The organism is Mucilaginibacter flavidus (assembly GCF_024055575.1).
Taxonomy (GTDB): Bacteria; Bacteroidota; Bacteroidia; order Sphingobacteriales; family Sphingobacteriaceae; genus Mucilaginibacter; species Mucilaginibacter flavidus.
On sequence record NZ_JAMXOE010000011.1, the window covers coordinates 44,101 to 56,607 of the forward strand.

At 44.3% G+C, this 12,507-nt stretch carries 10 protein-coding genes; 7 read left to right on the forward strand and 3 right to left on the reverse strand.

Translation table 11 applies throughout. From position 1 onward, the window contains the following. Positions 1-205: 205 nt before the first annotated feature. Both NAF19_RS16630 and NAF19_RS16635 read left to right on the forward strand, forming a co-directional pair. Positions 206-922, forward strand: a complete 717-nt coding sequence (locus tag NAF19_RS16630; RefSeq protein ID WP_252791242.1) for a pirin family protein — start codon at positions 206-208, stop codon at positions 920-922. 96 nt (positions 923-1,018) lie between these two features. Continuing rightward, complete coding sequence (locus tag NAF19_RS16635; RefSeq protein WP_252791243.1) at positions 1,019-1,318, forward strand: hypothetical protein; 300 nt, start codon at positions 1,019-1,021, stop codon at positions 1,316-1,318. A 227-nt stretch (positions 1,319-1,545) separates the two neighbouring features. Here NAF19_RS16635 and NAF19_RS16640 read toward each other — a convergent pair whose 3' ends face one another. The 3 genes from NAF19_RS16640 to NAF19_RS16650 all read right to left on the reverse strand — a co-directional run bounded on the left by NAF19_RS16640 (position 1,546) and on the right by NAF19_RS16650 (position 5,080). Beyond that, positions 1,546-2,709, reverse strand: a complete 1,164-nt coding sequence (locus NAF19_RS16640; RefSeq protein WP_252791245.1) for a glycoside hydrolase family 130 protein — start codon at positions 2,707-2,709, stop codon at positions 1,546-1,548. A 30-nt stretch (positions 2,710-2,739) separates the two neighbouring features. Further along, positions 2,740-4,773, reverse strand: a complete 2,034-nt coding sequence (locus NAF19_RS16645) for a kojibiose hydrolase (RefSeq protein ID WP_252791248.1) — start codon at positions 4,771-4,773, stop codon at positions 2,740-2,742. 103 nt (positions 4,774-4,876) lie between these two features. Then, positions 4,877-5,080 (reverse strand): hypothetical protein, encoded by a 204-nt coding sequence (locus tag NAF19_RS16650; RefSeq protein ID WP_252791249.1) that lies wholly within the window; start codon positions 5,078-5,080, stop codon positions 4,877-4,879. Between the two features lie 220 nt (positions 5,081-5,300). Between NAF19_RS16650 and katG the strand changes: the two genes are divergently transcribed. The 5 genes from katG to NAF19_RS16675 all read left to right on the forward strand — a co-directional run bounded on the left by katG (position 5,301) and on the right by NAF19_RS16675 (position 12,468). After that, positions 5,301-7,544 (forward strand): catalase/peroxidase HPI, encoded by a 2,244-nt coding sequence (gene katG / locus NAF19_RS16655; RefSeq protein ID WP_252791251.1) that lies wholly within the window; start codon positions 5,301-5,303, stop codon positions 7,542-7,544. A 363-nt stretch (positions 7,545-7,907) separates the two neighbouring features. Then, a complete protein-coding gene (locus tag NAF19_RS16660) occupies positions 7,908-8,729 on the forward strand; it encodes an alpha/beta fold hydrolase (protein WP_252791254.1) in 822 nt (273 codons plus the stop codon). Between the two features lie 296 nt (positions 8,730-9,025). Next, positions 9,026-9,937 carry a helix-turn-helix transcriptional regulator gene (locus tag NAF19_RS16665; RefSeq protein ID WP_252791256.1) on the forward strand — a complete coding sequence of 304 codons (912 nt, stop codon included), beginning with the start codon at positions 9,026-9,028 and terminating at the stop codon, positions 9,935-9,937. 489 nt (positions 9,938-10,426) lie between these two features. After that, the gene (locus NAF19_RS16670; RefSeq protein ID WP_252791258.1) at positions 10,427-10,999 is read left to right on the forward strand and encodes an RNA polymerase sigma factor; all 573 of its coding nucleotides are present in this window, start codon (positions 10,427-10,429) and stop codon (positions 10,997-10,999) included. 317 nt (positions 11,000-11,316) lie between these two features. After that, positions 11,317-12,468 (forward strand): FecR family protein, encoded by a 1,152-nt coding sequence (locus NAF19_RS16675; RefSeq protein ID WP_252791260.1) that lies wholly within the window; start codon positions 11,317-11,319, stop codon positions 12,466-12,468. Positions 12,469-12,507 lie beyond the last annotated feature (39 nt).

Genomic DNA, 12,507 nt, shown 5'->3' on the forward strand with positions numbered 1-12,507 from the left:
AACACGAATGTCACGAATTAAGGCAAATTTTCACTAATCTACTATAGTAACCAATATCAAACACGGCTTCATTTGTTTTTTAATTCGTGAAATTCGAAAAAATTCGTGCCATTCGCGTCCACTCATTTCTTAACCTACATCATCTTTCCGGATAAATTGCCACCGTACCTTTGTTATACAAAATCAAAAAGAGGAAACAACCAAAATGGCACATACAGTATTACACAAAGCCGAAACCCGCGGGCATGCAAGCCACGGCTGGCTTGATAGTTATCATTCATTTAGTTTTTCAAGCTATTACAACCCGGAGCGGATGAACTTTGGCGCGTTGCGTGTATTAAACGACGACACCGTTGATGCAGGCATGGGGTTCGGAAAGCACCCCCATGATAACATGGAGATTATCTCCATACCGCTTGAAGGCGATCTTGAGCATAAAGACAGCATGAACAACGTAGCCGTGATAAAAAACGGCGACATACAAGCCATGAGCGCCGGTACTGGCATCTATCACAGCGAGTATAACAAAGACAGGGAACAACGCGTAAAATTTTTGCAGATATGGGTATATCCCAACAAAAAGAATGTTGAACCCCGGTACGATCAGATTACTTTGAACCTCGACGACAGGCACAACAAGTTGCAGCAAATACTTTCGCCAAATCCTGACGACGAAGGTGTTTGGATACACCAGAATGCCTGGTTCCACTTAGGTAAGTTTGATAAAGGCGTAAGCACAGATTATACCGTAAAAGGCAAAAGTAACGGCGTTTATGTATTTGTTTTAAGCGGCGATGTAAAGGTTAACGACCAACTGTTAAACACCCGCGATGGCTACGGCATTTGGGACACCGACAAATTTACCATCACCGCCGATACTGATGCTGAGTTTTTGCTGATGGAAGTACCAATGGAGTTTTAATTTAAAAGATAGGAGTCCGAAAGTCGGGAAAGTCCGGAAAGACCGAAGTAAAACATTCCGCAGTTGACATTCCGACTTTCGGACTCCTTTAAAAATATGAAGACAAAAATTTTAGCCATAGGCAGGCACCCCGAAATTTTGCAAACCGTTGTAAGGCTGATAAACAATAATCCCGAATGGGAAGGCGCTGGCGCAACTACTGATGATGAAGCCGTGCTGCTTTTTAGCACCCAAGCATTTAAAATAGTGCTGCTTTGCGGTGGTATCGAACCGGACAGCGAAAACAGGCTTCGGGCCACTTTTAATGCATTAAGCCCTGGTGCTATTATTGTGCAGCACTATGGTGGTGGCAGCGGTTTGCTATCTGCCGAAATTTACCAGGCGCTTGCTAAATAGCCACGGAGCTTAATTCATAAATGTCTTGCAGTACACACCAATACCCTTAAGCAACGATTCAATTTCAACGCTGTTTATTTGGGTTATTGTGCATTCAACGCGTAAAATGCGATCATCATCTTCAATGTCGAAATTCGCCAGGTAGTCCGGATGTTTTCGACCAGGTATCGCTAACACTTTTTTGCCCAGTAACGGCTAAAACCAGGATGGTGGGGCAAATTGACGCATTAAAATTTCTTGACCGTGTCAACCGCAACTGCGATTTTCGAATCGGCGGTGCCATAATATAAATACCATTTGTTTTTAAACTGTGTAAGCCCTTCAACAAAACACACCTGGTTTACCTGGCCTGTAATTTCGTAGGGTTTTTCGGGTTTCATAAAATAGCTATCCAATCGTTTTAATATTTTGGTTGGATCGTTTTTATCAAACAATACCTGCGATGCGGAGTAGGTGCCCTCGCTCAATGTTTTATCACCAAATGCGGGTACGTTGCGGCTGTTATAAATCAATAAGATTCCTTTATCAGTAATCATAGCCGGCGGACCTGATTCCACCAAATCGCTGTCAAACTTGCCTTCGCGGGTAGGCAGGGCGATTTTTAGCAACGGCATATCAAGTGCTGTCGCCCTTAATTTTACCGGTGGTTGTTCTCCTGCCTTCATTTCAACCGGGGTCCAGTTAATTAAATCGTCGGATGTGGCGGTCCATATTTGGGTGTCGCCCCAGTACATCCAGTACTTGCCGTTTATTTTTGTTGCAATTGGTTGCCCGTTTTTATAGGTCGATATAATAGAACCCGATTTGCTCCACAATTTAGCATATTTACCATCGTAGGCTTTAGCAAATACACTGCCATATTTTTTCCAATGTGTTAAATCGGGCGAGGTAGCAATAAGCAGGCGGGCCACTTTCCCATCGTAGGCGGTATAGGTCATGTAATAAGTACCTTTATCGTCGGCCACAATGCGCGGGTCTTCGCAGCCGCCCTGCCATTCCAGGTATTTAAAGGCATCGTTATCCGGGTAAAATACAGGCGCGGGCATACGCGTAAAGTGCAGCGCATCGGTACTTACGGCCATACCGATACGTGATGTGCCGGCCTTATCCTGTGCGCGATAGAGCATATAAATTTTGCCGTTACGGTTTACTATGGCTGGGTTAAACACATCTTTTTCTTCCCATAAAACTGTCTTTTTTAATATTGGGTCGGTAAAGCGACCTGTGCCGGGGTTTAACACGGGATTCAGGCTGTCAACTTTTTTAAACGGGATAAGCGCCCAGTTTTGCGAAGTATCAACTGCAGTAACAAGAGCGTTATTTTGTTTAGGGCCGCAACCGGCCGACAGTGCAGCTGCAATTACGAATAACAATACAGAGTTAATCTTCATATTCAGTAAATAGGAGTAATAAAAAGCGTTTTATTTTACGCTATAGGTTTTCTTCCCCGGTCCAACGCCGGTTATAGTAACAGATTTCCAGTTAGCAGGCAACTTGCTTTTGATTTGCACGATACCATTTGGAGTTATATCCAACCCACCAAATCCCATCAGTAACGATTGCACAATTCCGCCCGCACCCGTTGCAAAATAGGGGTTTGTGCCGCCCTTGGTCTCAGCAATTACCCTGAATGGCGGGTTCAGGTTAGGCTCGTAAGCGTCCTTGAAAAAGTGGTAGGCTTTAGTGCCATCACCAAGGCGTGAATACAGCAGCGCAAATACCGCCTGCGTCATAGCCGGGGTGCCCTCATTGGGTATCCGGGTTTCATAATACTCCAGATCCTTTTTTATTTGTGCGGGGTCAGTGATGGTTTTTAAGGGATAAGCCAGCAAGTTAACATCAGCCTGTTTGATGCCTTCGCCGTTATAGGCGGCAAATTCGCGGGTAACTCCGTCAGGGAATTTTAGCACCGGGATGTTTTGAGCCACATCTTCCCAGTCTGCATCGGCTTTCAGGCCTAATATTTTTGCGGCGGCTGTGGCAGCGCGCAGGTTGGCGCTGGCGGCGGCGTTGGTGAAAGCATTGTTGTCTACATTCTCGGCCCATTCATCAGCAGCAACAACATCCTTTATATCATAATGGCCGGGTCCGTTACGTTCAACGCGACTTGCCCAAAAATCAGCCGTAGCCGACAGGATTGGCCAGCCTTTTTCCCGCAGCCAATCCTTGTCCTGCGTTACACAATAATAGTTCCAGGCAGCAAGGGCAACGTCGGCGGTTATATGGTGTTCAAAAGGGCCGCTTAATGCCCAAACGGGTGTTTCTTCTACGCCGCTATCGGCACTTTCCCAGGGGAACATCGCGCCTTTATAGCCATGAGCAAATGCATTCCGTTTGGCCTCTGCTAATCGCTCAAAACGGTATTCAACTATTGAGTGCGCTATCTCCGGGTGCAAAACCAGCAGGGCCGGAAACATCCACAAATCGGCATCCCAAAATACGTGGCCATTATAACCTAAACCCGATAATCCCATTGGTGATGGCGAGTAGCTGGTTCCCGCCCGCGAAAAGGAATACAAATGGTAAAGCATGCTGTGCACATCCTGTTGCGCCTGGTCGTCGCCTTCAATTTTTATATCGCTTTTCCAAAGCTCGTTCCATGCATTGTTGTGGTATTGAATCAGGCGATCAACTCCTTCCAGCTTTGCAAACATGGTAAGGCGTTCGGCTTCGTTCAGCGGGTCGGCGTTATGGGCCGATGTAATAGACGATCCAGCCAATGCATATTTATAAGTTTGCCCCGCGGCTATGCTTTTGCTGAATTTCATCAGGTGCATATTATTGTCCCACATTTCGTGTATAACGCGTGGCTCCTGGCCATGAGCCTCGTTAAACAGGAAGGTATTTGAGGCGCAGAGTTGTAATTTACCGGTCGGGCTTTTAGCAGTTGAGGTAAGCAGGCTAATAGTTACGTGCGGCCGGTCAATCTCGTTATAATAATTCTGCACTTCTTTCAGTGCATCCGGTGCTTCCATTACGCTTGCCCCGGTAACGGTTATTTGTTTTTTGGCGATGATGGATACGTCCATCAAAACGGTAAATGGCAACTGGCGCAACGAGTAATAGGTGTATTTTATGGATGCTTCATCGCCGTAATCAAAGCTGGTAGTAAACGCGGCATGCTCCATATCCAGCTGTTGCTTAAAATTACTGATGTTGTTTGCGCCGATGCGCTTCCCGTTAATCTCCAGGTACATATTCAGCAGGTTAAAACTGTTGAGGAAATTGCTTACCCTGCCCCGGCCATACAAATCATAAGCACCGGCAAGAACCACGTTTTTAACTTTGAAAGGCTCGGGCGACGATACAATGCCAATCATGCCATTGGCAACCGTAATTCCGTAATAATTGGCGGGGTCAATTTTATCAGCCTTAATTATCCATTTGTCTTGTGCTGTGGATTGGCCGGCGCAAAACAGGGCTGCTGCAAACACAACCGAAAATAGCTTCCTCATTTAGTTAACTGGTTTAAAAAATCTAATCTAAACAAAATGATGAAATTTCACCGTAGTGTATTTTCGTGGCTTTAACGTCTCTGTCGGTCTATAGGTGTAAAAACTATTGAGGTTTTGAATTCGCTTTAAGCATCACCTTGCCTTTTTTGGTTAATGCACAAGCCGGCGACCTGTCGTTCTCTGCACCTTTTACAACATCAATCAGCTTGTATGTTTGTAAATCTTTCAAATCATCTTTACTTAAATTGATGGCCATGCCTTTTTCGGCAATTATTTTCAGGGCGGCAACTACGGCTTCGTGTGTCATGATAAATATTATTAAAAATATAAGCTGCAAAATGATGAATAATTATTCGAAAACCGAAAAGTATAATCAAGCTGCCTTTGTAATTGCTCTAATATCGGGCAGGGCGATTTGTTCTTAGTTAAGCCATAATGATGTAAATTATTAATTTATAAACGCCGGGGGGCTATCAAGTTAACAGATAATCTGATAAATTAGACGCATAAATCAATTACAAAAAACTATGGGAAATAATGCATCTGATAAGGGCATATTGCACGACATGAACAGCGAAAGCGGCGGCAAGTGCCCGTTTTTAAATGGAGCCCTAAAACAAAGTGCGGGTAGTGGCACCAGGAACCGCGACTGGTGGCCTAACCAGTTAAAATTGAATATACTGCGCCAGCACTCATCGCTTACCAACCCGATGGGCGAGGGATTCAACTATGCTGAGGAATTCAAAAGCCTTGACCTGGGTGCCGTGAAGAAAGATATTTTTGAGTTGATGACAACCTCGCAGGATTGGTGGCCGGCAGATTACGGCCATTACGGGCCGTTCTTCATCCGTATGGCCTGGCACAGTGCAGGTACGTACCGCGTTTCTGACGGTCGTGGCGGCGCGGGTTTTGGCACCCAGCGTTTTGCACCGCTTAACAGCTGGCCCGACAATGCGAACCTCGATAAGGCACGCCTGCTGCTTTGGCCGATAAAAAAGAAATATGGTAAGAAACTTTCGTGGGCCGATTTGATGGTACTTGCGGGTAATTGCGCCCTGGAGTCGATGGGTTTTGAGACCTTTGGTTTTGGCGGCGGACGCGCCGACGTTTGGGAGCCGTCGGAAGATGTGTACTGGGGTGCTGAAACGGAGTGGCTGGGCGATAAGCGTTATACCAATAACCGGGAGTTGGAAAACCCGCTTGCCGCTGTGCAAATGGGCTTGATTTATGTAAATCCTGAAGGCCCTAACGGAAACCCGGATCCAATGGCATCAGCCCGTGACATCCGCGAAACGTTTGGCCGCATGGCGATGGACGACGAAGAAACCGTGGCACTGATTGCAGGCGGACACAGTTTTGGAAAAACCCACGGCGCTGCCGATCCAGGTAAATATGTAGACAAAGAACCCGCAGGTGCAGGTATAGTTGAGCAAGGCCTCGGCTGGAAAAATAGCTACGGCAGCGGTAATGCAGGCGATACCATTACCAGCGGCCTGGAAGGCGCATGGACTACCACACCTACAAAGTGGAGCAATAACTATTTTGAAAATTTATTTGGTTTTGAATGGGAACTAACGAAGAGCCCTGCCGGTGCAAATCAATGGAAACCGAAGGATAATGCAGGATCAGGTACCGTTCCAGATGCTCACGACCCGGCAAAACGCCATGCGCCGTTTATGCTTACTACAGATATTGCGTTAAGGGTAGACCCCGCTTACGAACAAATATCCAGGCGTTTTCTGGAGAACCCGGATCAATTTGCAGATGCCTTTGCGCGTGCATGGTTTAAGCTAACGCACCGTGATATGGGGCCACGCGCCCGTTATCTTGGCCCGGAAGTGCCTGCCGAAGAATTGATTTGGCAAGACCCAATACCGGCAGTTAATCATGAATTGATTGACGAAAACGATGTGACCGCGCTGAAAAGTAAAATATTGGCTTCAGGCCTTTCGGTATCACAATTGGTATCAACCGCCTGGGCATCGGCATCCACTTTCCGTGGTTCTGATAAACGCGGTGGCGCAAATGGTGCACGCATCCGCCTTGCCCCGCAGAAGGACTGGGAAGTAAACAACCCGGGCCAACTGGCCAAAGTGTTAGGAGCACTTGAAGGTATTCAAAATGAATTTAACAGCGCACAGCAAGGTGGTAAGCGCGTATCGCTGGCTGATTTGATTGTTTTGGGCGGATCCGCTGGAGTTGAACAGGCGGCTAAGGATGCCGGGCATGCCGTGAGCGTGCCATTTACACCTGGACGTACAGATGCATCGCAGGAGCAAACGGATGTTGAGTCGTTCGGTGTAATGGAACCGGGTGCAGATGGGTTCCGCAATTATTTGAAGAGCCATCATATTGCAGCATCAGAGGCTATGCTGGTTGATAAAGCGCAGCTTTTAACCCTAACAGCGCCCGAAATGACGGTGCTGGTTGGCGGTATGCGCGTGCTGGGTACAAATTTCAACCAATCTCAACATGGTGTATTCACTAAACGCCCCGGCGCGCTTACCAACGACTTTTTTGCGAATCTGATAGATTTTAACACGAAGTGGAGCGCAATATCTGACGCGCAGGACTTTTTTGAAGGACACGACCGTAAGACAAATGAACTGAAATGGATAGGCACCCGTGCCGACCTGATCTTCGGTTCAAACTCCGAGCTTCGCGCCCTGGCCGAGGTTTATGCGTGCGACGATTCGCAGGAGCAGTTTGTGAACGATTTTGTTGTTGCATGGGTTAAAGTGATGAACCTTGACCGCTTTGACCTTGCTTAATTTAAGCAGCGGTTTATAAAATTATAATAGGTGGCCTGGCAACGGGCCACCTATTTTGTATATGGCAGATAGTGTAAGTTGACCTGTCCATTTAATTACCTGATACGTTAAAGCCACTTAGCGACTATCAGCGGGATATTTGTTTTGTTACGATATTGTTAAATTTTAAAAGGCAGATTTACAGACCGGGTTTATTTATTATTTTTAGGTTTTAAACGGCTTTGGTACTCACCCCTGGCCACGCGCTATCAGCATGTGGCAACGTCCAACACCATTTGTATTGATTAACAAGGATTTATATAATCCATTATTTACAAGCCGAAACGACTCTTTATTTTTTAATTAACATAAACAAATCTACCAATGAGCACAATCAAAGTAAAAGACGGAACCGAAATTTATTATAAGGATTGGGGAACCGGGCAACCGCTATTTTTTCATCATGGCTGGCCGCTATCCGGCGATGACTGGGATGCGCAAATGATGTTTTTCCTTGCGCAGGGTTTCAGGGTTATTGCCCATGATCGCCGCGGACATGGCAGATCGAGCCAAACCGCCGAGGGACACGACATGGATACCTATGCGGCTGATGTGGCCGAGCTTACCCAGGCGCTTGATTTAAAAGATGCTATTCACATTGGCCACTCTACCGGCGGTGGTGAAGTTATCCGCTATGTTGCAAAACATGGAAAGGGCCGCGTAGCCAAAGCTGTACTGATTAGTGCAGTTACTCCAATCATGGCTAAAACTGAAAGCAACCCCGATGGTATCCCAATGTCGATATTCGACGAAATACGCGAAGGCACAGCATCACACCGCCCGCAATATTTCCAGGATTTCACCATCCCGTTTTATGGATTTAACCGTGAAGGTGCGAAAGTATCGCAGGGAATTAGAGATAATTGGTGGCGCCAGGGCATGATGGGTGCCATTAAAGCACATTATGACTGTATTAAGGCTTTTTCTGAAACTGATTTTACCGAAGACCTTAAAAGCGTAGATATCCCTGTATTGGTTATGCACGGCGAGGATGACCAGATCGTTCCATTCTCGCTTACAGGCGTAAAAGCTGCGAAGCTTTTGAAGAACGGAAAACTTATTTCGTACCCGGGCTTTCCTCATGGAATGCCAACAACAGAAGCTGCAACTATAAATAAGGACCTTTTGGCTTTTATTAAATCATAGTAAGAAAATTAGCTATTCAGGATAACGAGGACTAAAAGGGCCGTTGTTATCGGGTGAAAATTAACGCCTTGAAATATAATTTTCAAGGCGTTATGTATTTTCTGTGAACAACAAACACATAAAACTGCAGTTGGTCAATTTATCGGTTCAGTTTTATTGCACCTGTTGATTCTAACGTCCCGTTAGTTGAAAATAAACCCTATTACATTGAAGCAATTTGTAGTGTGATAAAATAATCTGCATCTTTAATTTGTGTTACGCAACGGATACTAATTAAAAAAGCTTTAGAACGCAGTATGTATTTTACAGCACTTCCTGATCACTCCAAGCCAGGTTTTGATGAACGATTGCATTTCAGCAAATTCAAAAAGCATAATATAATTTTCAATGCGCTTAGTAGTTATGGCTATTGCGACAGACACGTGGGTTGCCTGTCGTTTAAAACCGTATTAACGGGCGAAGAATGGTATGGCGTAAACAATAACCGGCTTGCTATCAGGCCGGGGCAATTTCTTGTTTTAAACGATGACCAAACTTACTCCTGTAATATAGCCGGCAAGGAAAAAGTGAGAAGTTTTTCAGTCTTTTTTAAAAATGAATTTGCTGCATCCGTGCTTCAGGATACGCTTACCAGTGAAGGTGGGATGCTGGATAACTATGCGCTTGCCAACTCCACAGCGCCTGAGTTTTTTCAAACGCTTAATAATTTCGACCTGGAATTGCAGCAACACTTGTCGGGCCTTATTACATCCCTTGAAAACTTTGGATACGATGCTGCAATGATGGCCGAATATCTTGTTTTTTTATTACGTTATCTGTTGCGCGTACACAACAAAGATAGGAGTCGTTCAAACCATGTGCAGGCAATTAAATTGAGCACAAAAACGGAGTTGTACAAACGGCTATGTATCGCCAAAGATATCCTGCATTCATCGTTTATGGAAAACCCGGGCCTTGATTTTATAAGTGCGTCGGCTTGTTTATCAGTCCCTCAACTGGTAAGGCAGTTTAAGGCGGTTTTTCACGTTACCCCCTATCAATATCTTATCCGCCTCAAACTTGAGCATGCGGCCCGGTTGCTGAAACATACCAACAATCCTATTCATTCGGTCACATGGATGTGCGGCTTCGAAGATACCAGCGCTTTTTGCCGGGCATTTAAATCGCAATATGGCCTTAGCCCTGTTGGTTTCAGAACACAGGTTTGATAAATTGAGCATGCCGGCACACTTCTCAAGTTACTTCAAATATAGTTGATGATTGCAAAATACTTTTTCTCTCATCTATATCGCATTAAACAAGACACTGCTCAATTTAGACCAGCGCTCTGCATCCGACTAGTCCTTTTCCATCGACGGTCGCCCGGCAAATCATAGCTTAGTGTATTTTATGTGTTTTTGGAAAATTGTTTTAGCTGGACGATAAAAAATATTAATTGCTACGAAATAAATACAGGCTCCAGGAAATTTTTGTGGGAATTAACACATTTAAAGCTAGATATGTAAAATATCAGTGCAGCACTTCGACGTTATTTAAAAAGATAAATGGGCTCGCGGAAGGCCCGGGTGACATGTTTGCGGGAGTGGCAAAAAAGGGTAAGTGTAAATAGCATAAAAAAAATAATTTTATGCGTGAATTTTTTTTGTGGTTGACAAGCAAATTTTTGCATAGCTTTAGCAATCCAATTTCCGGACCTAATGTGTTATAAAACTCTCACCGATACTCAGTTGGCCGACCTTCTTCACGAAGGCGACGAAGGGGCGTTTAACGAGATTTATAAGCGTTTTTGGAAGAAAATTTACAACGAATCGTATAAGCGTTTAAAGGATGCTGAATTAGCCGAAGATGTTGTACAAGATGTTTTTGCCGACCTTTGGATAAAAAGAGCTGGCAGGAATATTGAAAACTTAGCTGCCTACCTGGTTAGTGCAACCCGCTACCAGGTATTTATGCTGTATAAAAAGAATAATAATCAGCCATTTTTTGAGTGTCCGTTAGAATATTTGAACCATCCGTCCCTTTTTGCCGACTCTGTTTATGAAGTTCGGGAATTGAAAGATTGTATAAACGAATGGATGAGTATGCAGCCTGAAAAGAGACGGGAAGTTTTCCGGTTAAAATTTATCGAGGACAAGTCGACAAAAGAAATTGGTGAGGTATTAAATATCTCTCAAAAAACTGTTCAAAATCAGTATACTACCTCCCTGCACAGCCTGCGGTCAACCTTAAGTAAATTACTTTTGGTGTTATTGTTTCTGCTTGCCAGGTAAACATCACTCCTTACTTATTAAAAAAAGTTTTCCGGACATGGGATATTGTACTGGTTTTATATACTGTTATATATAGTTAGTGTTTTCAATATTGTATGCTATCAATGCATATGACACTAAAATTTAAGTTTTGCACTGTAATACGTGAGATATATTGCAGGTTTAGTTGATTGATTAATACAAGGGGCTACTTATGCGGCCCCTTGTTTGTTTAAAACGACTTTATATTAAACTTAACTTAACAGTTTAGTAATATTTTTTTTGGCTTGGGATATTTTCCGGTATTTATACACTGTATTGTATAGAGTTGATAAACCATGTCTTCACAATTGACAAAAGAATTCCTGAAATTAAAAAAGAAGTTTCTGAACGGAACGGCTTCTGCTACTGAAATTGAATTGCTTGAGCAATATTATGAGCTCTTTGCCAATGAAGAAGAAGCAACCAGCCAACTAACCGAACCGGAAATAGCAAGGCTGGAAGAGTCTTTAAAAGAAGGCATCGCTTATCGTATTGCGGCGAACGCCAGCCCATCAATCACATTTTATAAACGGACTTTAACACGTGCCGCGGCAATACTGGTTTTTGCGTCTGTCGGGTTGTATTTATTATATAATCATTATCCCGGGCGCCCGCAGCCGATCGTAAATAATAAGATATACAAGAACGACATAGCCCCCGGTGGCAATAAAGCAATCTTAACACTTGCAGACGGATCAAAACTGGTGTTAAATAATAGTAAGAATGGCGCCCTTGCAACACAGGCCGGTATACAGATAGTTAAACAGGACAGTACACTTTCGTACAAAGCAACGGCTGGGAGTAACAGCCAGGCCGCTTATAATACCATCACTACCCCTTATGGTGGGCAATACCAACTGGTACTTGCCGATGGAACAAAAGTTTGGCTAAACGCAGCCTCATCCTTAAGATACCCCACTTCATTTACCGGTAAAGACAGAAGTGTCGAGCTGACCGGTGAAGCCTATTTTGAAGTAGCTAAAAATAAGAATCAGCCCTTTAATGTAAAAACAGCCACGCAGACCGTGCAGGTATTAGGCACACATTTTAATGTAAATGCGTATAGCGACGAAAAGGCTGTTAAAACTACCCTGCTCGAGGGCAGTGTCAAAGTTTCTTCGGCCACCGGGAATGTAATGATCAGCCCTGGCCAGCAATCGTCCCTAGCCAAGAACGGGTTGTTTGTGATAGACAAAGATTTGGATACCGACGAAATAGTGGCCTGGAAGAATGGCGTGTTTCAGTTTAATGAGGCCGATATACAAACTATTATGCGGCAGATTGCCCGGTGGTATAATATTGATGTTGAATTTAAAGGAACTATACCTGCAAACACCTATCACGGAAAAATATCGCGCAATTCAAATGTGTCGCAGGTGCTAAAAATTCTTGAATTGAGCGGAATTAATTTTACTATAGAAGGGAGGAAGATTACCGTAAAATCATAACTGGTAAAACATAAAGCCAGCGGCCAGGTCCGATAGCTT

What these genes read in the sequence shown, in the direction of transcription:
- NAF19_RS16670 (WP_252791258.1), top strand. Translation starts at nt 10,427, where the DNA reads ATGTGTTATAAAACTCTCACCGATACTCAGTTGGCCGACCTTCTTCAC.
- NAF19_RS16660 (WP_252791254.1), top strand. Translation starts at nt 7,908, where the DNA reads ATGAGCACAATCAAAGTAAAAGACGGAACCGAAATTTATTATAAGGAT.
- NAF19_RS16635 (WP_252791243.1), top strand. Translation starts at nt 1,019, where the DNA reads ATGAAGACAAAAATTTTAGCCATAGGCAGGCACCCCGAAATTTTGCAA.
- katG (WP_252791251.1), top strand. Translation starts at nt 5,301, where the DNA reads ATGGGAAATAATGCATCTGATAAGGGCATATTGCACGACATGAACAGC.
- NAF19_RS16640 (WP_252791245.1), bottom strand. Translation starts at nt 2,709, where the DNA reads ATGAAGATTAACTCTGTATTGTTATTCGTAATTGCAGCTGCACTGTCG.
- NAF19_RS16665 (WP_252791256.1), top strand. Translation starts at nt 9,026, where the DNA reads ATGTATTTTACAGCACTTCCTGATCACTCCAAGCCAGGTTTTGATGAA.
- NAF19_RS16630 (WP_252791242.1), top strand. Translation starts at nt 206, where the DNA reads ATGGCACATACAGTATTACACAAAGCCGAAACCCGCGGGCATGCAAGC.
- NAF19_RS16650 (WP_252791249.1), bottom strand. Translation starts at nt 5,080, where the DNA reads ATGACACACGAAGCCGTAGTTGCCGCCCTGAAAATAATTGCCGAAAAA.
- NAF19_RS16675 (WP_252791260.1), top strand. Translation starts at nt 11,317, where the DNA reads ATGTCTTCACAATTGACAAAAGAATTCCTGAAATTAAAAAAGAAGTTT.
- NAF19_RS16645 (WP_252791248.1), bottom strand. Translation starts at nt 4,773, where the DNA reads ATGAGGAAGCTATTTTCGGTTGTGTTTGCAGCAGCCCTGTTTTGCGCC.